Genomic DNA, 21,315 nt, shown 5'->3' with positions numbered 1-21,315 from the left:
CGCCTTCGGATTACGCCTTCAGATTACGCAAACGGTGAACCAAACGGATCAGGGCACGTTACCGTGCCCAGTATCTATTAATGCTGTTCAATAAAGCTTTTGAGAAACTCCTGCGTACGTGGCTCCTGAGGGTGGGTCAGCACGTCGTCAGGCGCCCCCTGCTCCACAATTTTTCCCTTATCAAAGAAGCAGACACGATCGGAAATCTGCTTGGCAAACTGCATTTCATGCGTCACCAGCAACATCGTCAGATCATGCTCTTCGGCCAGGCGCTGAATCACGTTGAGCACCTCGCCTACCAGTTCAGGATCCAATGAAGAGGTGGGCTCGTCAAACAGCATAATATTGGGGTGCATCGCCAGCGCGCGGGCAATCGCCACCCGTTGCTGCTGACCACCAGAGAGCTGGCTCGGAAATTTGTCGCTTTGATCGGACAGGCCAACCAGCTCAAGATATTTGTCGGCACGCTCGTTGGCTTCCTCTTTGGACAGCTTGAGCACCTGCACCGGCGCCTCGGTCACGTTGCGACGCACCGTCATATGGGGAAACAGGTTGAACTGCTGAAAAACCATACCCATTTCCTTGCGCATCTCCCGCAAGTGTGCTTCGCCGGCAGGCACCAGTTCACCGTTTTTCTCTTCATGCCACAATGGCTTGCCGGTCACATAAATCACCCCATCATTGATGTTTTCAAGGGTCATCAGAATACGCAGCACCGTTGACTTCCCGGAACCGGACGGGCCGATAATGGTCACTTTCTCGCCCTTGCGCACTTCGAAATCCAGCTCATCCAGCACGGTCACTTCGCCGAATTTCTTGACTACTTTTTCGAAGCGGATAATCGGTTCACCCGCAGCAGCAGATGCTGCAGCACCCTCTGCACTGGCAACCGCTACGTCCTGTGTCTTATCCGTAACGGTACTCGAATTATCATTATTAATCGGATTATTCATCGTAAAGGTATTCCTCGTTTTGGCAGGTGGGTATCCAGATAGCGCACGCCATAGGAGGCGACGATCGTCAGGATCAGGTAAATAAGTCCCACCATGGATAGCGGTATCAAATAATTGAAGGTGCGATCACCTATGATTTTTGCAACGTTGAGCATTTCCAGCACAGTCACAACAGACAGTACCGGGACGTCCTTCATAATGGAAACCAGATAGTTCCCCATTGCCGGGATAATGCGCGGAATCGCCTGCGGCAAAATAATGAATCCGAACGTACGCACAGGAGGCAGATCCAGCGCCCGTGAGGCTTCGGTCTGTCCACGCGGGATAGACTCAATACCGGCGCGATAAACTTCGGACAGATAAGCGCTGTACTGCACGCCCAGTGCCAGTGCCCCGGTCAGAAAAGCAGGCAGTACAATGCCGTGCTCGGGCAGCACATAATAAAGAAAGAAAAGCTGTACCAGCAAGGGCGTATCACGGATAAACTCCGTTATGAATTTTGCAGGCCATGAAATGATGGCCAGTCTGGCACTTTTAAGCGCGGCCAGAATCAGCCCCAGCACCATCGCTACCAGAAAGCCCAGCACCGTTGCCTGCAAAGTCACCAGCAGGCCCTTGAGCAGTATCGGGAAAATCGAAACGGCGAAAGCCCAATTGCTGCTGGTGTCCCATTCAATACCAAAAAGCATGATCAGGCCCTCCCTGCACGCCAGCGGCCGACAGAACGCTCCAGCAATTTCATGATGCCGGTCAGAATCAGGGCCATTCCGAAATACATGAACAGCAAAATGGTGTACACCGTGGTGCTGTCCTGTGTGTAATTGCGAATCTGTTCGGCACGGAACGCCATATCGCCCAGGCTGATTAACGAAACCAGCGCAGTATCCTTAAGGTTTTGTACGGCAAGATTGCCAAAGCTGGGCATCATTTCCGGAATAGCCTGTGGCAGGCTGATAAACCTCAGGGTCTGGCGCGGGGTAAAATCCAGCGCCTTAGCCGCCTCAAATTGCGAGCGCGGCACGGCCTGAAGGGCGCCACGCACAACCTCGGCACCATAGGCCCCGATATTGAAACCAAGGGCGAGCGTACCGGCAACCAGCGGTGCCATGCGAAAGTCCAGACCCAGCGCCTGTCCCAACAGCGGTAGCGCAAAGAACAGCCAGAACAATTGCACCAGCAAAGAGGTGCCGCGAAAAATTTCAACAAAGCAGATTGAGAAGCCGCGATAAAGCCAGTTACCGGACAGCTTGCCGATACCGAACACGAACGCAGTGATCGCCCCCAGTATGGTCGAATAGACTGTCAGTTGAACGGTCACCCACGCTCCCTGCAACAGGGGCGTCAGATATATATTCCAATCCATCGGTCGCCTTTTATTTTTTGGAGATAAGAATGAAGGATGCAAGCGTTTGCCTGCACGAGCCGGTGAGTTTGAGTCCGGCTCAAGTCGCCAGACCAATGATGGGTCCGCGATCGTTCGCGAACCCATATGCGCACGCCACTGGCTTGCGCATAACCGTCAAAAAAGCGAGATCCTGATTACTTTGCGGCGCAAAGCTGTTCTGTGGTCTGTTTATCAGACTCTTCCAGGTCGTGCTCGGTAAAGCCATAATTGGTCAGAATCTGTTTCCACTCGGGTGTTTTCTTGAATTTGGCCAGCTCTTCGTTGACGGCTTTACGCAGATCATCCGAGCCCTGATCAAAGGTGAAACCACCCCAGCTACGAGCAGGCTTGCCATCGATCACCGGATCTTCGAATTTGCCTGCTGCTTCAACTTTATCACTCTTGCCGGCCAGTTCACTCACCGTCAGGCTGGTGGCTGCATACGCCGCAGCACGACCCGTAGATACCGTAGAGATTGCATCGGCATTATTGGAGATGGTCACCATACGGCCGTCATCAACACCCAGCTTTTGCAGCATTTCCAATTGGTCAGCACCGGCCATGATGGCGATTTTCTTGTCTGACTTGCTGAAGTCTTCATATTTGTGCAGATTGTCCGGGTTGCCTTTGGCTACCAGCAGGCCTTCACCATAGGAACTATTTGGCTCAGAGAACGCCACCTGTTGGCAACGCTGTGGCAGGATCGCCATTTCTGCTGCCACCATATCGAACTGGTCGGCTTTAAGACCAGGAATCAGTGAACTGAAGCCTGTAGTGACCCACTTGATTTCCTTGATGCCAAGCTGCTCCATAATATGCTTGGCCACTTCCGGTCCGGCGCCCTTTGCCTCACCAGTGGGATCTACAAAGCCATAGGGTATTTCGTTGGCAACTGCAATTCGCACGACACCTTTGTCTTTAATTTCCTGCAACGTGGCAGCGGATGCCACTGTACCAAAAGCCGCAGCGGTTGCTACAGCGAGAGCCAGCAGGGTTTGAGTTTTGCGCATTCTATTCATCGTTCTACTCCCCTTGAAGTTGATTTATCCTGAAGTTTTTACCTGGAACCGATCCTGATAAAAATTGCATTTGAAATAACTTTCAAACGCAGCCTATCGAGCATTGTCATGCATAAAATTCGTTACATGAAAAGCCAATAGCATGCGTCATGCGGTTATCGCTTCATATATAGAAGTAACATAGATAAATAGTGCAGCACAACCGCAATACTGTAATCTCCTCATATTTTTTACATTCAAAAATGCGTCTTTTATATGAAATATAACCATGGAAAACCCTAGGTTTATTTCATTTGAAATAAATTTTTTCAATGAAATTTCCAGCTTGAAATAATTACTCAATCGGCTGGAAAGCCAGCTATACCGGTCAATGAGATCGCAGTCTGAATTTGCTTTGTGTGTGCGTTAGCGATCAACCCACAACATGCTTGCTTAAATACCCTATTTCTTCAAATACTGCGTTCTTCAGAAATCAATTAATATTTTTTATGCAATATGCAGCGGCGATTCGTAATACTAAACGTTACAGCACATGACACACTGCATCACGGATAGATGCCTGAGTGCTGAACACGATAAAAACCAGTACAACAAAATACGATTTGTGTTTGTACCACCCTTGCCCGTGCCGGTTGCCTGGATTTGAACACAGGAGGAAATCGATGACCGTGACGCCGCCATAGGCAATAAAAGATCTTCGGAAAAGGATTGACAGGGCAGTAATCCGAAATAGTGAATGACTGCTCGCCCAACAGAGGCCAGGATAATCGTAAAATAGCCGATTGAACGCAAGAACACCTTAGACAACCCATCACTCATGTCAGCAGAAACCAGTAAAAGCGCGACTTCCGGCCACACTCCCATGATGCAGCAGTACCTGCGCCTTAAACTTGAGGCCGGTTCCGTACTCCTGTTTTATCGCATGGGCGATTTTTATGAAATGTTCTATGACGATGCCGAGCAGGCCGCCCGACTGCTGAATCTGACGCTTACCAAGCGCGGCACCTCCAACGGCCAGCCGATCCCCATGGCGGGTGTTCCCGTGCATGCGATGGAAACGTATCTGGCACGCCTGGTGGCGATGGGCGAATCAGTCGCCATCTGCGAACAGATTGGTGACCCCGCCACCAGCAAGGGCCCCGTTGAACGCAAGATCGTGCGCATTGTGACACCCGGCACACTGACCGACGAAACCCTGCTGCCCTCAAAACTGGATCGTCCGCTGCTGTCAGTATTTCTGCCGCCTAAAGGCAAGGCACCCAAATATGGTCTGGCATGGCTTAATCTGGCCAGCGGCCAGTTCAGGGTCACCCAGTGCGACAAGGAAGCGCTGGAGTCGGAAATCCACCGTATCGCGCCGGCGGAGATCGTCCATGCCGACTCCTTTGCCCTTGAAACCAAATTCGCGGGGTCAATCAGTCATACCGCCGACTGGCACTATGACCTGAATGATGCCAACACCCTGCTCTGCCAGCATTTTCAGATAGACTCACTGGGCAGCTTCGGTATGACCGATATGCCTGCCGCGATTTGTGCGGCCGGCGCCCTGCTGCGCTATGTGGAACGCACACAAACGCAATCGCTGTCGCACGTTCAGCACATCATGGTGGATCATGCCCTGGATTATCTGGTGCTGGATCCGGTCACACGCAAGAACCTGGAAATTACCGAAACCATCAGCGGCGAAAGCCGGCCCACCCTGTTCTCTTTACTGGATCACTGCGAAACGCCCATGGGCAGTCGTAAATTGCGTCACTGGCTGCATCATCCCCTGCGCGCCAATAGCCAGATCGAAGCACGCCAGACAGCCGTCGCTGCCATGCTGACCGGGCGTCCCGACGGGCCCGTGCATCCGCATATTGCATTGGACAACCTGCGCACCGAACTGAATGCGTTTCCCGATCTTGAACGTATTGCTACGCGCATCGCCCTGCGTTCGGTGCGACCCCGCGAGCTGGCCAGCCTGCGCGATGCGCTGGCACGATTGCCACAATTACAGAGTGTTTTGCGCAATCAACATGCTAATGCAGAACGCCTGGACGTGCTCAATGACGAACTGACACTGGACACACATTTGCATTCATCGCTGCAGGCAGCTGTCGCAGCGGAACCAGCGGCCATGATCCGCGACGGAGGCGTGATTGCTGCCGGTTTTGACGCCGAGCTCGATGAGCTGCGTACGCTGGCCAGCGACAATGGCGCCTTTCTGGTAGAACTGGAGGCTAGGGAACGCGAGCGCAGTGGCATTGCCAATCTGCGCGTGGAGTTCAACCGTGTGCACGGCTTTTTCATTGAAGTGTCCAAGGGACAGGTCGACAAAGTACCCGATGACTACCGGCGCCGCCAAACCCTCAAGAATGTCGAACGTTATATTACGCCGGAACTCAAGGGATTTGAGGACAAGGTGCTGTCGGCCCGCGACCGGGCCTTGTCGCGCGAGAAATGGCTCTACGAGCAGTTGCTCGACACCATGCAGGATTGGGTGCAACCTCTGCAGCGCTGCGCACAGGCCATCGCCGAACTGGATGTTTACCTTGCGCTGGCCAGCCACGCCAGAGATAACGAATGGGTTGCCCCGCAACTTGCCGAACACCCGGTGATCGATATCGAGGCCGGCCGCCATCCGGTGGTGGAGCACACGATCGAGCAGTTCACCCCCAATAGCTGCCTGATGAACCATGACAGACGCATGCTGCTCATTACCGGCCCCAATATGGGCGGTAAATCAACCTATATGCGCCAGACTGCCCTGATCGTGTTGCTGGCACGCATGGGCAGTTTCGTACCGGCAGCGGCGGCGACCATTGGCGTAATTGATCGCATCTTCACCCGTATTGGTGCCGCTGACGATCTGGCAGGCGGCCAGTCCACCTTCATGATGGAGATGACCGAAGCGGCGACCATTCTGGCTGCCAGCACACCCAACAGCCTGGTGCTGATGGATGAGATAGGACGCGGCACGTCAACCTATGACGGCCTGTCACTGGCATGGGCCATTGCCTGCCGGCTGCTGGATCACAACCATGCGCTTACGCTGTTTGCCACCCATTACTTTGAAATTACCCGTCTGCCTGATCTGAACCCGTCCGCCATCAATGTGCACCTTGCCGCCACCGAGGCGGCCAGCGGCATTGTGTTTCTGCATGAAGTTCAGGAAGGCCCGGCCAGTCGCAGCTACGGCATCCAGGTTGCACAGCGCGCCGGCCTGCCCGTGGCAGTCATCCGTCAGGCCAAAAAGGAACTGGATCGTCTGGAAAGCCAGGCTGGCGACATCTCGCAATTGAATCTGTTTACCGCCACCCACGAAGCCGATGACCAGCAGAGCGACAACGCGCTGGAGCTGACGGCCTTTCGCGATGCCTTGCAGGAACTGGACCCCGATAATATGAGTCCGCGCGAAGCGCTGGACGCCCTGTATAAACTGCATAACCGCTTTGGCGGAGAATCATGACAACCATTGACATTAACGCACCCTTAACATTGCTGGGCGGGCGCAGTCCCGCCGAGTTTATGCGGACCTACTGGCAAAAGAAACCGTTACTGATCAGACAGGCCATCCCGGGGTTTACCAGCCCCGTGCCGCCAGCCGGATTGAAGAAGCTCGCAAAACGCGATGATGCAGAATCACGCCTGATCTGGCAGGAAAATGACGAATGGAATATGGAAAATGGCCCATTCGCACGCTTTCCCAAGGTAGCTGAGCCCAACTGGTCCTTACTGGTGCAAAGCGTGGATCTGCATGACGATGCCACGGCGGCGCTGATGCAGCAGTTCCGTTTTATTCCTGATGCCCGTCTGGACGATATCATGATCAGCCTGGCTTCCCGTAACGGCGGGGTTGGCCCGCATTTTGACAGCTACGACGTTTTCCTGCTGCAAGGTCGTGGCCAGCGACGCTGGCGCATCAGTCAGCAAAAAGACCTGTCGCTGGTTCCCGACATTCCCTGCAAGATTCTGCAGCACTTTGCACCGGAAGACGAGTTTGTGCTGGAACCGGGCGATATGCTTTATCTGCCGCCGCACATTGCTCATGACGGCATCTCCGAATCAGACGAGTGCATTACCGTCTCCATCGGCTTTCGGGCGCCGTCCCTGGCGGTGCTTGCCCGCGGATTGCTGGAAGTGGCAGCCGATCAGCTGAGCGCCCGTCACGGACTGGGCTTCGGCCCCTATTCCACCCCGGAATTACCGGGCCCCGATCTGACGGGCATGTTTCAGGATAAGAAATTGGCCGCCACCACGGAACCGGCCGCCCTGCCGGACGAACTGATCCGCAGTGCGCTGGCAGCCGTACAGAAAATTACATTCAACGAACGCATGGCCGCACGTTTTCTGGGCTGCTGGCTGACTGAACCCAATGCCCTGGCGGTATTTCCCATTGCAGAGGATATGGTCGATCTGGAAGATGTGATCGAGGGCAACGGCAGGCTGGTGCTGGATCGCCGCAGCCGCATGATCTACCGTGGCGCGGACCTGTTCATCAACGGCGAAGCCCTGGTGCAGAAGACAAACGCCACGCTAAAAAAACTGGCCGACACCCGCGTATTGACCAGCGCCGATCTGAAAAAAGCCAGCGCCTCCACGCTCACCCTCTTGCAGGAATGGCTGGACGACGGCTGGCTAATCGCACAATAGCCATATGTAAAAAACCCGGCAATCGCTTGCCGGGTTTTCTTTTACAGAACACGCTATTTGCAATCACTGCCTGATTACATTCTTTCAGCCAGAACCGTCAGAATACGGCGCGCAGTTGCACTATTGTCGGCTTGCCCCTGTTCGTTGCGAACCGTCACGATAGACTGACTGGAGTCGGACGTGACCACGATCGTATAAGGCAATGGCGTCAGATTACCTTTATCGCCCCACAAACGACTAATAAAGTTGGAAGACTGACGCTTCTCACCAGTATCGGTATCCAGATAACGAACAGTATAGGTACCGGCTTGCGGGTCACGATTATCCACGGTGAAACCAGCCGAATTGATCGCGGCGCCTACCTGATTGTAGGCCTGGCTCTGGCCCATTTGCAGCGGCAGTGCTGCCACATCGGCCATCACAACAGGATGTGTTGGCGCAGCAGCAGCGGCGGCAGTCTGACGTACCTGCGCTTCAGCCTGCTGTTTGGTTGCTCCCAGGAAAACCATCAAGCGCGACAGCATCGCAGCGTTCAGACCTGGATCTTCCTTGGCAGGCAGCCACTTGAATGACGTACCGTCCCGATCCATGGGGGTTTCAACCATACGCTCGTGACTGATGAACACAAGCGTTTTACCATTGGAGCGTTCCAGACGCGTACGGAAGCGCTCACGCTCGCCGCTGTCTTCAACCATATTGATGATGGCGCCTAATGCCCGGTTCAGCAGGTTGCCTGGAATTTTTGCACGATTCTCGGCCCAGTCGGTTTCAATCAGACCGGCCTGGGGATTATCGCGATTGATTGTAAAGCCTGAATCAACCCAGAAGTCGATCAGTTTCGGATACACACGCCCTGCTTCCTGGCTCACCTCCAGCCAACGGTTGGCACCCGAGCTCTGAATTTTCAGCCCTGCTGTTTCAGGCAGAACCGATGCGCCGGATGCCGCATCGCGATTGGCCTGAGCGACGGCTTTGTTATATTCATTGGCCGAGGCATAACCACCTGGCGGTTTGTACGAGGGATTAATCTGTGCCGAGGAGAGATCTGGCGGCAGGCTTAGCGGATCACCTCTCACGGTACTTTTATAGTCCACCTGCTCGGTATCACCCATGACTTCGTCCATGACATTACAACCGGACAGCAGAGTAAGTGACAGTAAACCAGATACTGCAAGAAAGCGTGCATTCATACGCATATTCTCAATCCTATATTATTTGACCAGCCCGAGATCTTTCAGGGCGGTCAGAACAGTTTCATGATGCTGGGCGCCCAGATCACACATTGGGAGCCGATAGCCGGCCTGGATCAGACCCATTTGTACAAGCGCCCATTTGACCGGAATGGGGTTGGCTTCGACAAACAGCACTTTATTGACACGTGCCAGTTTCGCATTGAGTTCACGAGTACGCGCCACATCGCCAGTCCTGGCCGCCAGACACAGCTCGTGCATCAGCGCAGGCGCGATATTGGCCGTGACCGAAATATTGCCGTTGCCGCCCAGCAGAATCAGTGCCGCTGCAGTTGGATCGTCGCCGCTGAATACCTGAAAGTATTCCGGTTTATCCCGAAGCAACAAGCCCAGGCGCGCAATATCAGCCGTGGCATCCTTAATGCCGATGATCCCCTGAACGTGCGCCAGTCGCAGGATCGTGTCGTTGGACAGATCGGCAACCGTGCGACCTGGCACATTGTACAGCATGATAGGCAGACCACCTTCGCGGGCGATTGCCTCAAAATGCCGGAACAGACCTTCCTGAGTAGGCTTATTGTAGTAAGGCACGACTGACAGACCGGCGTCGGCACCCACTTCCCTGGCCTTTTGGGTCAGATGAACCGCTTCTGCGGTTGAGTTTGCGCCTACTCCTGCAATAACCGGAATTCGCCCGGCCGTATGCTCCACCGCAACCCGGATAAGCTCAGTGTGTTCAGTTACATCTACGGTAGGCGATTCGCCGGACGTGCCCACAACCACCAGACCGTCAGACCCTTCCTGGATATGCCAGTCGATCAGCTTCTTGTATGCGTCGTAATCAATATCCCCATTGGGTTGCATTGGAGTCACAAGCGCAGGAAAACTGCCAGTGAATACAGGATACGAAGAACTGTCGACCGCCATGATAGAAACGTCCAGAAAAGGTTGATATTAAATGCCTAGCTATAGCTAATTCGGTAGTTTAATTGAAATGCATAAAATTAATAGAAAATTTAATGACAATTCCGTAAAACGCGTTTCAATTGACATCTGCCGCCTATAGGCGAGCGGATGCAACACGGTCGTCTCGCCCGAGGTCGTCATGTCACCGCCCCCGGAAACCACAAACCTACTCGGACAGGCCAATTGTTGCCGGATCCCCTGTTCCCCGGCGGATAACCGAGGGGGTTGCCGTGGTGAGGTCTATCACCGTGGTTGGCTGGGTCGGGCACGACCCGCTGGCAATGACGCCTGCCAGCGCATGGCCATAACGATCGGTGATTTCATCGGGGTCGTTCAGCGGCATATCGTCACCTTCCGGAATCAGAGAAGTGGACAATAACGGCGCCCCCAGCTCCTCTATCAGCATCAGCGTGACCGGATGATCCGGAACGCGAATACCGATGGTCTTGCGCGAAGGATGCGACACCCGCCGGGGTACGTCTTTGGTCGCTTCAAGGATGAAAGTCCAGGGCCCGGGGGTTGCATTTTTCAGCAAGCGGTATTGCGCATTATCCACTTTGGCGAATTTGGCGATTTCCGCCAGGTCCCGCACCAGCAGCGTCAGGTGATGGCGTTCGTCCAGACCGCGCAGGCGGCGCAAACCGTCCGCAGCCGTTTTGTCGTCAAGACGAGCCACCAGCGCGTAGCTGGAATCGGTGGGAATGGCCAGTAAACGGCCATTATCCAGCAATTGTGCCGCCTGTTTGAGCAGGCGTGGCTGCGGATTGACCGGGTGTACATCAAAAAGTATCGACATAGTTATTATTTCACTTTGTGGCTGGCTATGCGCCTATTGTAGCGAATTGAGTGACATAGGGTGCCTGTTCGGGTTAGAATCACGGGCTAGGTTGTCTCCGTAGCTCAACTGGATAGAGCACCCGCCTTCTAAGCGGGTGGTTGTGGGTTCAAGTCCCGCCGGAGGCACCAAAATCAATTTGTGGCTGTTAAATATAATACTAAAATAGCCGTTATTTCGGTTTTTTCCCGAATCACGAAACGCCCTGAACATGCCGGCACTACCTAACAATACGCTTGGCAATGTTGCTCGTGCCGATTTTACACTGTCGAAAACAATACCTGTCAATAACGACTCAGGTGATATGCGCTCCCCGCGTTTCCACATAAACGGCGTACAACGACTGACTGGCGGTCATAAAAAGCCTGTTCCTCTTGGCTCCACCAAAACATAGATTGGAGCAGATTTCCGGCAAACGGATTTGCCCGATACGCACGCCGTCGGGCGCGAAAATATGCACACCGTCGTAACCCTCTCCTCCCCAGCCGGCGCTGGCCCAGATATTACCGTCTTCGTCACAGCGAATACCGTCTGCTGAGCCTGACTTACCTTCAAACTCCATCGTCGCAAAGGTGCGGGGATTAGTCAGTTTGGCACCATCTATATCAAAGACCCAGATCTGATTCTTTTCTGAAGGATAGTGTGAGTTTCCGGTATCCGCAACGTAGAGCTTGCGGTAGTCCGGGCTAAAACACAGGCCGTTGGGTTTAAATGGCTGATCGGCCACTTTGGTTATGGCTCCGGTTTGCGCGTCAATCCGATAGATCGCCTCCTTCTGTATCGGGCTCACTGAATCGGCGCTGGACGGATGTCGGTGGCCTTCATATTCCATCAGAGCACCATAGCCCGGATCGGTAAACCAGATCGAACCGTCATTCGGATGCACCACAATATCGTTCGGCGCATTCAGGCCTTTATTGTCAAAACTGTCGGCAAGCACCGTCACCTGGCCATTGTGTTCATAACGGACAACACGACGCTCGCCATGTTCGCAAGCCACTTGCCTGCCCTGAAAGTCGAAGGTGTTGCCGTTAGAATTGCCTGACGGTGAGCGAAAACCGCGCCCTACATGCCCGTCTTCTTCAGACCAGCGCAGTTGTTCGTTGTTGGGAATATCACTCCATATCAGATAGCGACCCACTGCATTCCAGGCGGGACCTTCGGCCCATTGCATACCGGTATGCAGTCGCATGATGGCTGCGTTGCCCAGCTTGTATTTGAAGCGCTTGTCGAGCACGACAATATCAGGATCCGGATAACGTATCGGTTCTGCCTGTGGACCGAAATTGCGTGCTATTGCTGGTCTGGCAGCAACAGTGGAGGCGAGCACCGTTGCTGTCGTTGCCGTGGCAGCAGCAAGAAACCCCCGACGGCTCATGGCAGTACCCGATATATTTGAACGTGTTGCGTGACCGTCCGCCGTTGCATTGCACTGTTCCAATTGCGTTTGTCTCATTGATACTTCTCCTCTTGGTAAATACTGATACACACGTTGGCATTGCATACTGCCGTTTTCTTTCTTATCAAATATTTTTTGTGTCTGGATAATCGGATGGAATTCGCACCTTATACACTACAAATACGGCGTAGCCAGCCAGATCAGTTTATTCCTGAGAATCGCCAGCAGGCCCTGCTTACGCAAGGCCTCTACGGTCAAGCGCTCGCCGTGGGCAATTTCGTTATCGATGGCGCCATTAATCCAACCGGCCAGGCGCCGATCGTACACCTCGATATCGATTTCGAAATTAAGTCGCAAACTGCGTGAGTCCCAGTTGGACGATCCGATCAGCGACCAGCTGTCATCCACAGTCATCAGCTTGGAGTGATCAAAATTGCCGGACCCTTTCCATACCCGGCAGCCGGTCTCAATCATCTGATCAATCTGCGCCATCATGGCGTATTGAACCAAACGCAGATTATTCCTGCCCGGGATCACAATATCCACTTGCACCCCGCGCCTGGCGGCGGTGGTGAGCGCTCCAATCAGAACCTGATCTGGCAGAAAATACGGCGACTGAATCCGGATCCGCTGTTGGGCAACGGCGCAGGCAGCCAGCAAGACTTTGTGGGTACTTTCGATTTCACGATCCGGGCCGGAAGGAACGCAACGCGCGGCCATATCGGCGGGCATAAAGGCCGCTTCGGCCGCGACCCACTCGCTTAGCTTCAGCTGTTCGCCAGTGGAAAACAGCCAGTCATGACAAAAAATCACCAGCAACTGCGCCACAATCGGACCACGCACCTGGAAATGAATATCACGTGCAGTCTCGTCACGTGTGATTTCAGTCAGAAATTCTTCACGAATATTCATGCCGCCAGCAAAGCCGTATTCGCCATCGACCACCAGAATTTTACGGTGGCAACGCATGTTGGCATATGGCATGCGCCAGGTGACGGCGTTGGTTTCGAACAGTTCCACCATGACGCCCTGCTGTCTTAAGCGATTCACGATGGTAGGATGAGAGTAGCGCACGCCGATGGAATCAATCAGTATCCGAACCCGAACACCGCGCTGGAATGCAGCAATCAGACTGTCGGCAAAGCGATGCCCGACAATATCATTATCGAAAATATAGGTTTGCAACACGACCGAGTCTGTCGCCGCGTCAATCGCCGCCAGCATGGCCGGATATGCCTGGTCTCCGCCGTTGAGCGGAATGATTTCATTACCACCACACAAGGGGAAACGGGTGACGGTGTCGCTGGCTTTTTTCAGCGATAAACACTGAGGAGCGGCATGACGCGCAAGATCACTGACCGTGACGGCGGTGTGGTCGGCGACCTCCTTTAGCAGCCTGTCCCGATGGGACCTGATCCGGGTGTGCCGGATGCGGTTGATGCCCACAATAAAATACAGAATCGGCCCCAGAAAGGGAGAAAACAGCACGACGCCGACCCACGCAATCGCGGCGCGAACATCACGCTTGGTCAGCGCGATATGAACCGCTGCCGAAACGCTGAGAACCACACTTGCTGCGAAAATCAGATGTGTTTGATATTCAACCAGAAATTCCCACAGAGAAGACATCACAAAGACACCCGCTTACCTTCATAACGACTAAAAAGACAACAATATAGCGTGTTGCGCCAGTTTTATCTTGTATATTGAATATATACTTGCTATACTCTCATGCTTACTCGGATGGTGACTGTAGCTCAGTTGGTAGAGTCCCGGATTGTGATTCCGGTTGTCGTGGGTTCGAGCCCCATCAGTCACCCCAGTACTATTTTTATGAATCAATGCCTTTGATAAATGTCCAGGCATACGAACTCGTTACATTAGAACAGAAAAACAATAATTAAAATTCGTGGCATTGTAACACCACATAATTCAGCTCCCTGACTGCCCCAATCCTTAACTGAAACGCACCTCAACATTGATGGGCTCTGATTCTTGCGCCCCGTCAATTGACGCAAAGGAGCCCTGCCGGGAATAAGCAGGGTGGACAGTTATGTCGTCGTAATACGCGCAAGGCTATTGCAGAGGTAGGGGGTGACTGTGCTTTATTGCCAATTGAATATTAGTGACATTTTGTAACGCAATTTTCTTTAATCTTTAAAAGAGTAGCTTCAAGCTCTGTCTCGTTTTGGAAGGCTTTCTTGTTGCAAATCTCGTTTTCTTATTAGGGGCGATGTATGAGATCACGAACCATGCGCAAAGCAGCTAAGGTGCTTCGGACGTTACCTGATCTTTTCACGCTGCAACCTTCTCCTGACTATCAAAAGCTAACTTCTCACAGTGCCGCAGAGTTAACAAGAAAAATGCGCGAACGATCTGAGCGCCAAATGATGAAGGCATTTGAAAGCGCAAATTTGATGATCAAACGTGCGGAGAAATTCTTAGTCACACAGCTCACTACTCATCACGCGGCCGACGATTCAATTTCCACACCGATACCGCTGCAGCAATAAAAAAAGACACTAACAGGCCGGCACAGGCAGCCACTACAAAATTGCCAAGAAAAATCCAGAATATAACGCTCAGCAACATGCCAAGCGCGAACGGCCTGGCACCCAGAGCAGAGATGAAGTTTTCCAGTTTCGACAACACGCCTTTCACTTTTCTTTCCCGATTCTTGCGCTTTGTTGCGCACACGACTAACATGATTCTAGGATATACCCTAATGCGGGTTATTTTTGTTTCGCTGTAGCTGAAAATGCCTTAACTTTACGTTAACGTCAATTAAAGAATTTGCCTGCTGACTTTTACTTCCGGTGACTCCGCTGCAACTCCGGGCTCACATTGGCAGGCAGACATGATGAGTTGCAGCAAGAGTCAGCTGCCATTCATCAGGACGATATAGCATCGCCCCGAAAGGCGGTGAACATTCCAGGCCGTTGTTCATACCGTTCACAAGACGGCAGTGACAATGTCAGGGAATCATGCGCATATAAGCATATGGACCATATCGGAGACAAAAGTATGAATGCCCCACTACCCAAAGTGGCACAGGATGCCCTGAAGAATACCACCATTGACGACAAATATAGCCTGGAAAGAGGCCGCGTCTATATGAGTGGCACCCAGGCGCTGGTGCGTCTGCCCATGTTGCAGAAAGACCGTGACCGACGCGTCGGCCTTGATACCGGCGGATTCATTTCCGGCTACCGCGGCTCTCCCCTGGGCAATCTGGACTTAAGCCTGTGGAAGGCAAAGAAATACCTCGCTGAACATGAGATTTCATTCCAGCCTGGCGTGAACGAAGAGCTTGGTGCCACTGCGGTATGGGGTTCACAACAGGTTAATCTGTTTCCCGGCGCCACCAAACAAGGCGTATTTGCGATGTGGTATGGCAAAGGACCGGGCCTGGATCGTTCCATGGATGTCTTCAAGCACGCCAACTCGGCCGGTTCCAGCCAGTTTGGCGGCGTACTGCTGCTGGCAGGCGATGATCATGCCGCCAAATCGTCCACCGTCGCCTATCAGTCCGAGCATAACCTGCAATCTGCCGGCATTCCCGTGCTCTACCCCAGCAATGTGCAGGAATACCTGGACTTTGGCGTGCATGGCTGGGCCATGAGCCGCTATTCAGGCCTGTGGGTAGCCATGAAATGTGTGACCGACGTACTTGAGTCCAGCTCGTCCGTTGAACTGGATCCGGATCGCGTTCAGACGATTACGCCATCGGATTTTGAGATGCCCGAAGGCGGCCTGTCCATTCGCTGGCCCGACCCGCCGCTGGACCAGGAAGCCCGGCTCAACAACTATAAATTCTACGCAGCACTGGCCTACGTGCGGGCCAATAAGCTGGACAAGATCATTTTTGACTCACCCAGAGCCCGGTTCGGCATTATGACGGCCGGCAAAGCGTATCTGGACGTACGCCAGGCGCTGACCGACCTCGGACTGGATGAGCAAACCTGTGCCGACATCGGCATCCGCCTGTACAAGGTGGGCTGCGTGTGGCCGCTGGAAGCGCAAGGCGCCCGACACTTTGCGCAAGGGCTGGATGAAATTCTGGTGGTTGAAGAAAAGCGCCAGATCATGGAATACGCACTGAAGGAAGAACTGTATAACTGGCGCGACGATGTTCGCCCCGACGTTTACGGTAAATTTGATGCGCGCGACGATGGCGGCGGCGAATGGTCAGTCCCGCGCGGCAAGTGGCTGCTGCCGGCCAATTACGAACTGTCCCCTGCCATTATTGCCAAGGCCATTGCCAAGCGCCTGGAAAAACATGCGCTGCCCGACGACGTGCGCGCCCGCATTCAGGCCCGCATCGCCATTATTCAGGCTAAGGAACAGGACGCCAAACGCCCGGTTGTGGTACAGGATCGCAAACCCTGGTTCTGTTCCGGCTGCCCTCATAATACGTCCACGCGCGTACCGGAAGGTTCACGAGCCGTGGCCGGTATTGGCTGCCACTATATGACGATCTGGATGGATCGCAGCACCGATACCTTTACGCAGATGGGCGGCGAAGGCGTACCATGGATCGGCCAGAAAGATTTTACGAGCACCAAGCATATTTTCGCCAATCTGGGGGACGGTACTTACTTTCACTCAGGCATTCTGGCGATCCGCGCCTCGATTGCGGCCAAGGTTAACATTACCTACAAAATTCTGTACAACGATGCCGTTGCCATGACAGGCGGACAGCCGGTAGATGGCACGCTGACGGTGCCACAAATCAATGCCCAGCTGCATGCAGAAGGCGCCACCCGTATCGTGATCGTCAGTGACGAACCGGAAAAATACAAAGGCGTCAGCCTTATTGGCAATCCCGATGTCTTCCACCGCGACTCGCTCGATGACGTACAACTGCAATTGCGCGATACCGAAGGCACAACCATCCTGATCTACGACCAGACCTGCGCAACCGAGAAGCGCCGGCGTCGCAAACGCAATGCCTATCCCGACCCGGATCGACGCGTCTTCATCAATGAAGCAGTCTGTGAGGGTTGTGGTGACTGCGGGGTCAAGTCAAACTGCCTGTCCGTCGAACCGGTTGATACGCCGATGGGCAGCAAGCGCCGTATCAACCAGTCTTCCTGCAACAAGGATTACTCCTGCCTTAACGGATTCTGCCCCAGCTTTGTGACGGCGGAAGGCGCCAAGGTACGCAAACCCCAGACAGCCACACTTTCTTTCGAGAAGATAGAAGCCGATATCCCAGTGCCGGCACAGCCTGTCATCGAGCGCTCGTACAACATTCTGGTGCCCGGCGTAGGCGGTACCGGGGTGGTGACCATTGGTGCCCTGTTGGGCATGGCTGCTCACCTGGAACAAAAAGGCGTTAACGTACTGGACATTACCGGACTGGCACAAAAAGGCGGCGCGGTCGTCAGCCACGTGCAAATCGGTTACCAGCCGGCAGACCTGCATTCAACCCGTATTGGCATGGGCGAAGCCGATCTGATTATTGGCTGTGATGCCATTGTGGCTGCATCGCGCGAGATTACCTCCAAAACCCGTAAGGGCATCACGGTAGCCGCCATCAATAGCGCCAAAGTACCAACAGCGGAAATTTTCCAGGACCCCAAATGGCAATTTCCTTCGGTCGCAACCGAACAGGATATGCAGGATCTGCTGGGCCGGGACAAATGTGATTTTCTGGACGCCAATGGCTATGCGGTTGCGCTACTGGGCGATGCAATTTTCGCCAACCCGCTGATGCTGGGTTACGCCTGGCAAAAAGGCTGGATTCCGCTGCACCACGAAAGCCTGGAGCGCGCCATCGAACTCAATGGCGTTGCCATTGAGAAGAACCTGGCTGCCTTTGAATGGGGACGCTATCTGGCCCACCACGGCTTGCAGTCTATACCGTTAGGCAACAGCAAACGCACGGCGCGTCACGAGAACCTGATCAGCATGCCCGAGAGTATCGACACACTGATCAAGCGTCTTGAGCAGCACCTAACAAATTACCAGAACAGCCGGTATGCACAGCGCTTTACCCAGGCGGTCGCACGGATTCGCGAGACGGAAAAAGCCGGCGGCTTTGGCGGCCATACGCTCACCGAAGCGGTAGCGCGCAATCTGGCAAAGCTAATGAGCTATAAGGACGAGTACGAGGTGGCGCGCCTGTATACGGAACCGGCCTATTTTGATCAGTTGCGGGCGCAGTTTGAAGGAGAACCGGGTCGTGACTATGCGCTGCATGTACATCTGGCGCCACCCGCTTTCAGCAAGAAAGACAAAAAGGGCCATCTGATCAAGAAGAAATACGGTCCCTGGATGATGCAAGCCTTCAGGCTATTGGCGCGCTTCAAGTCACTGCGTGCCACGGCACTCGATCCGTTTGGCCGCACCGAGGAACGACGTGCCGAGCGGGCCCTGATTGACGAGTATTTCGCATTACTGGATGAAATCAATCAGAGCCTGAGTGACACCAACTACGATGCGGCAGTTGCGCTGGCTCGCCTGCCCGACGATATCCGTGGCTATGGTCACGTCAAAGAGGCAAATATGCAAAAGGCAGCGGCGCGCCGAGTGCAACTGCTCGAAGCCTATCGCCGCACCGCATTAAGCAAGGCAGCATAACGGCATCAAGAGCGGGCGCTGCTCTGCCCCGCTCCTGATCGCGTGCAAGCCGATTCGAAACTTTGGTGCACACCGCTTTAACGCCAGAAGTTACAAAGCAACCGTGGTTCCTCACTATAATAGATGGTTTGATAACCCATTTCGGAGCCACTATGAAAACCAAGTCCGTACTCGAACAGGAAGACGTTCAGAAAATCATCGATGCAGCGGCCGCGCATGCCAGCAAAAACAACTGGGCCGTTACCATCGCCGTGACTGACGATGGCGGCCATCTGCTGGCCCTGAAACGCCTTGACGGCGCGGCCCCGGTCTCCGCTCATATTGCCCCCGCCAAAGCGCATGCTGCAGCGCTGGGTCGCCGTGAAACCAAAGGCTACGAAGAAATGATCAATAACGGTCGCTACGCATTCCTGTCTGCACCCGCTATTTCTGGCATGCTCGAGGGCGGCGTTCCGGTTATCGTGGATGGCCAGACCATTGGCGCCGTTGGCGTATCGGGCGTTCAGGCCAGCCAGGATGCAGAAACAGCCCTCGCCGGCATCGCCGCGATTACAGGCTGATTCAACCTGGCACCTGTACCGCCGGCTGGTTGCGTCACGCATTTGCTAGCCGCCGGCGGGCACCATGGCGTCGCCCATGGGCCTAGGCTTGCTGTGCTGGAGCGATCATAACGCCCCATAATGAAGCAAAAAAGCGAAAACGCACCAAATAAACCCATTTTATTTATATGGTTCAGTAAAATGCGCCAAAATAAATCAGGGCAATCACCTAGATAGTGCGATTTTCGCTGCGCTGCACATAATATAGCGGTATCATATTCACCCCTCGCATAACAATCATTGCGCACCCCGCTGTTTTCGCCCTGCCGCTTTTGCGTGCCGGGCAAACCCCGCGCGCATCGTTGGCCTGCGTCCCTGCAACCCCTAACCCGCTCATTACATTCAACACATATGACATATATTGATACGACGCTGGCCCGTCTGGCCAAATCCAGCCCATCGCAATCGGAGTTCTATCAGGCAGTGCAGGAAGTGCTGGAATCACTTTCGCCGCTGTTCGAAAAAGAAAAGCACTATCTGGATCAGAACATCATTGAACGTATCGTTGAGCCTGAGCGTCAGATCATGTTTCGGGTTACCTGGGTAGACGACAAAGGCAAAATCAACGTCAACAAGGGCTACAGAATCGAATTCAATTCTGCCATCGGCCCCTACAAGGGAGGCCTGCGCTTCCACCCCAGCGTGTCGGCCAGCATTATCAAGTTTCTGGGCTTTGAGCAAACGTTCAAGAACGCGCTCACGGGTCTGGCCATCGGCGGCGGTAAAGGCGGCAGCGATTTTGACCCTAAAGGCAAGTCCGACAATGAAATCATGAGCTTCTGCCAGGCCTTTATGTCAGAACTCTACCGTCATATCGGCCCCACCATCGACGTACCTGCCGGCGATATTGGCGTGGGTGCCCGCGAAATCGGCTATCTTTTCGGTCAATACAAACGCCTGACCGGCCGCTATGAAGGCGTACTTACAGGCAAGCGTATTCCCTGGGGCGGCTCACTGGTACGCACCGAAGCGACCGGCTATGGCGCGGTGTACTTTGCGCAGAACATGCTGCAAAACGCCGGCGACCACCTGGATGGCAAGATCTGCGCCGTATCAGGCGCCGGCAACGTAGCCATCTACACGATCGAAAAACTGTATCAGCTGGGCGCCACGCCAGTAACCTGCAGCGACTCACGCGGCATGATCTATCACAAATCCGGTATCAATCTGGAAACGCTCAAGCAGCTCAAGGAAACGCAGCAGGCACCGCTGGAAAAATATCTGGACGTGCATCCGGATGCCGTTTACAAGGCAGTGGCCGACTATGCTGCAGGCCGCAACGAGGTCTGGTCTGTTCCCTGCGATCTGGCCTTCCCCAGCGCAACCCAGAACGAACTGAATCAGGCCGACGCGCTGGCATTGCTCGCCAATGGCTGCAAACTGGTTGCAGAAGGCGCCAACATGCCATCCACACCTGAAGCTGTAGAAGAGTTTCTCAAAGCACGTATCCATTACGCACCAGGCAAGGCTGCCAACGCCGGCGGCGTTGCTACCAGCCAGTTGGAAATGGCACAAAATGCTGCCATGATTCAGTGGAGTTTTGACGAGGTTGACTTGCGTCTGAAAAACATCATGAAGAATATTTTCACCAACGCATGGGAAACGGCAGACGAATTCAACCAGCCAGGCAATCTGGTGCTCGGCGCCAATATTGCAGGCTTCCGTAAGGTTGCAGATGCCATGATTGACCAGGGCGCCGTCTAACCCGCCCGCCGAACCAACCGCAGGCAGCACCTGCTGCTTTCGGTTG

General features: G+C 54.0%; 15 protein-coding genes and 2 tRNA genes. 8 read left to right on the top strand and 9 right to left on the bottom strand.

The features are described 5' to 3' along the window. Positions 1-77: 77 nt before the first annotated feature. From ehuA to ehuB, 4 genes are all read right to left on the bottom strand, one after another. Positions 78-953, bottom strand: a complete 876-nt coding sequence (gene ehuA / locus MIM_RS06535) for an ectoine/hydroxyectoine ABC transporter ATP-binding protein EhuA (RefSeq protein ID WP_025371958.1) — start codon at positions 951-953, stop codon at positions 78-80. Continuing rightward, positions 950-1,642: an ectoine/hydroxyectoine ABC transporter permease subunit EhuD gene (gene ehuD, locus MIM_RS06530; protein WP_025371957.1), complete on the bottom strand. Its 693-nt coding sequence runs from the start codon at positions 1,640-1,642 to the stop codon at positions 950-952. The genes ehuA and ehuD overlap by 4 nt, the downstream gene beginning before the upstream one ends. Positions 1,643-1,644: 2 nt before the next feature. After that, positions 1,645-2,316, bottom strand: coding sequence for an ectoine/hydroxyectoine ABC transporter permease subunit EhuC (gene ehuC / locus MIM_RS06525; RefSeq protein ID WP_025371956.1), 672 nt, complete (start codon positions 2,314-2,316; stop codon positions 1,645-1,647). A gap of 176 nt (positions 2,317-2,492) precedes the next feature. Beyond that, positions 2,493-3,347, bottom strand: a complete 855-nt coding sequence (gene ehuB / locus MIM_RS06520) for an ectoine/hydroxyectoine ABC transporter substrate-binding protein EhuB (protein WP_245592826.1) — start codon at positions 3,345-3,347, stop codon at positions 2,493-2,495. Positions 3,348-4,173: 826 nt separating this feature from the next. On the opposite strand from ehuB, the gene mutS reads away from it, so the two are divergent. Beyond that, entirely contained in the window at positions 4,174-6,807 is a 2,634-nt protein-coding gene (gene mutS, locus MIM_RS06515) for a DNA mismatch repair protein MutS (protein ID WP_025371954.1), read from the top strand. Then, positions 6,804-7,991: a JmjC domain-containing protein gene (locus MIM_RS06510; RefSeq protein ID WP_144084600.1), complete on the top strand. Its 1,188-nt coding sequence runs from the start codon at positions 6,804-6,806 to the stop codon at positions 7,989-7,991. The genes mutS and MIM_RS06510 overlap by 4 nt, the downstream gene beginning before the upstream one ends. A 74-nt stretch (positions 7,992-8,065) precedes the next feature. Here the strand turns inward: MIM_RS06510 and bamC are convergent, their stop codons facing one another. From bamC to MIM_RS06495, 3 genes are all read right to left on the bottom strand, one after another. Further along, positions 8,066-9,187 (bottom strand): outer membrane protein assembly factor BamC, encoded by a 1,122-nt coding sequence (gene bamC, locus MIM_RS06505; RefSeq protein ID WP_025371952.1) that lies wholly within the window; start codon positions 9,185-9,187, stop codon positions 8,066-8,068. Between the two features lie 15 nt (positions 9,188-9,202). Further along, the gene (dapA, locus tag MIM_RS06500; protein ID WP_025371951.1) at positions 9,203-10,108 is read right to left on the bottom strand and encodes a 4-hydroxy-tetrahydrodipicolinate synthase; all 906 of its coding nucleotides are present in this window, start codon (positions 10,106-10,108) and stop codon (positions 9,203-9,205) included. Between the two features lie 205 nt (positions 10,109-10,313). After that, a complete protein-coding gene (locus MIM_RS06495; protein WP_025371950.1) occupies positions 10,314-10,943 on the bottom strand; it encodes an L-threonylcarbamoyladenylate synthase in 630 nt (209 codons plus the stop codon). Between the two features lie 93 nt (positions 10,944-11,036). Here MIM_RS06495 and MIM_RS06490 point away from each other — a divergent pair. Further along, a tRNA-Arg gene (locus MIM_RS06490) sits at positions 11,037-11,113 on the top strand. Positions 11,114-11,277: 164 nt separating this feature from the next. On the opposite strand, the gene MIM_RS06485 is transcribed toward MIM_RS06490, so the two are convergent. Together MIM_RS06485 and cls are read right to left on the bottom strand one after the other, a co-directional pair. Next, positions 11,278-12,438: an SMP-30/gluconolactonase/LRE family protein gene (locus MIM_RS06485; RefSeq protein ID WP_025371949.1), complete on the bottom strand. Its 1,161-nt coding sequence runs from the start codon at positions 12,436-12,438 to the stop codon at positions 11,278-11,280. A gap of 117 nt (positions 12,439-12,555) precedes the next feature. Further along, complete coding sequence (gene cls, locus MIM_RS06480; RefSeq protein WP_025371948.1) at positions 12,556-14,010, bottom strand: cardiolipin synthase; 1,455 nt, start codon at positions 14,008-14,010, stop codon at positions 12,556-12,558. Between the two features lie 117 nt (positions 14,011-14,127). Here cls and MIM_RS06475 point away from each other — a divergent pair. The 5 genes from MIM_RS06475 (at position 14,128) to gdhA (ending at position 21,269) form a co-directional block, all read left to right on the top strand. Further along, positions 14,128-14,203, top strand: a tRNA-His gene (locus MIM_RS06475). A 430-nt stretch (positions 14,204-14,633) separates the two neighbouring features. Beyond that, positions 14,634-14,894: a hypothetical protein gene (locus MIM_RS22810; protein ID WP_144084598.1), complete on the top strand. Its 261-nt coding sequence runs from the start codon at positions 14,634-14,636 to the stop codon at positions 14,892-14,894. A 511-nt stretch (positions 14,895-15,405) separates the two neighbouring features. Beyond that, the gene (locus MIM_RS06465) at positions 15,406-18,966 is read left to right on the top strand and encodes an indolepyruvate ferredoxin oxidoreductase family protein (protein ID WP_025371946.1); all 3,561 of its coding nucleotides are present in this window, start codon (positions 15,406-15,408) and stop codon (positions 18,964-18,966) included. Between the two features lie 152 nt (positions 18,967-19,118). After that, positions 19,119-19,526 (top strand): heme-binding protein, encoded by a 408-nt coding sequence (locus MIM_RS06460; RefSeq protein WP_025371945.1) that lies wholly within the window; start codon positions 19,119-19,121, stop codon positions 19,524-19,526. A gap of 390 nt (positions 19,527-19,916) precedes the next feature. Next, positions 19,917-21,269, top strand: a complete 1,353-nt coding sequence (gene gdhA, locus MIM_RS06455; protein ID WP_025371944.1) for an NADP-specific glutamate dehydrogenase — start codon at positions 19,917-19,919, stop codon at positions 21,267-21,269. Positions 21,270-21,315 lie beyond the last annotated feature (46 nt).

This window comes from Advenella mimigardefordensis DPN7 (assembly GCF_000521505.1).
GTDB classification, from domain to species: Bacteria; Pseudomonadota; Gammaproteobacteria; order Burkholderiales; family Burkholderiaceae_B; genus Advenella; species Advenella mimigardefordensis.
This window is presented reverse-complemented; position numbering and strand designations above follow the sequence as displayed.

What these genes read in the sequence shown, in the direction of transcription:
- ehuA (WP_025371958.1), bottom strand. Translation starts at nt 953, where the DNA reads ATGAATAATCCGATTAATAATGATAATTCGAGTACCGTTACGGATAAG.
- ehuD (WP_025371957.1), bottom strand. Translation starts at nt 1,642, where the DNA reads ATGCTTTTTGGTATTGAATGGGACACCAGCAGCAATTGGGCTTTCGCC.
- ehuC (WP_025371956.1), bottom strand. Translation starts at nt 2,316, where the DNA reads ATGGATTGGAATATATATCTGACGCCCCTGTTGCAGGGAGCGTGGGTG.
- ehuB (WP_245592826.1), bottom strand. Translation starts at nt 3,347, where the DNA reads ATGCGCAAAACTCAAACCCTGCTGGCTCTCGCTGTAGCAACCGCTGCG.
- mutS (WP_025371954.1), top strand. Translation starts at nt 4,174, where the DNA reads ATGTCAGCAGAAACCAGTAAAAGCGCGACTTCCGGCCACACTCCCATG.
- MIM_RS06510 (WP_144084600.1), top strand. Translation starts at nt 6,804, where the DNA reads ATGACAACCATTGACATTAACGCACCCTTAACATTGCTGGGCGGGCGC.
- bamC (WP_025371952.1), bottom strand. Translation starts at nt 9,187, where the DNA reads ATGCGTATGAATGCACGCTTTCTTGCAGTATCTGGTTTACTGTCACTT.
- dapA (WP_025371951.1), bottom strand. Translation starts at nt 10,108, where the DNA reads ATGGCGGTCGACAGTTCTTCGTATCCTGTATTCACTGGCAGTTTTCCT.
- MIM_RS06495 (WP_025371950.1), bottom strand. Translation starts at nt 10,943, where the DNA reads ATGTCGATACTTTTTGATGTACACCCGGTCAATCCGCAGCCACGCCTG.
- MIM_RS06485 (WP_025371949.1), bottom strand. Translation starts at nt 12,438, where the DNA reads ATGAGACAAACGCAATTGGAACAGTGCAATGCAACGGCGGACGGTCAC.
- cls (WP_025371948.1), bottom strand. Translation starts at nt 14,010, where the DNA reads ATGTCTTCTCTGTGGGAATTTCTGGTTGAATATCAAACACATCTGATT.
- MIM_RS22810 (WP_144084598.1), top strand. Translation starts at nt 14,634, where the DNA reads ATGCGCAAAGCAGCTAAGGTGCTTCGGACGTTACCTGATCTTTTCACG.
- MIM_RS06465 (WP_025371946.1), top strand. Translation starts at nt 15,406, where the DNA reads ATGAATGCCCCACTACCCAAAGTGGCACAGGATGCCCTGAAGAATACC.
- MIM_RS06460 (WP_025371945.1), top strand. Translation starts at nt 19,119, where the DNA reads ATGAAAACCAAGTCCGTACTCGAACAGGAAGACGTTCAGAAAATCATC.
- gdhA (WP_025371944.1), top strand. Translation starts at nt 19,917, where the DNA reads ATGACATATATTGATACGACGCTGGCCCGTCTGGCCAAATCCAGCCCA.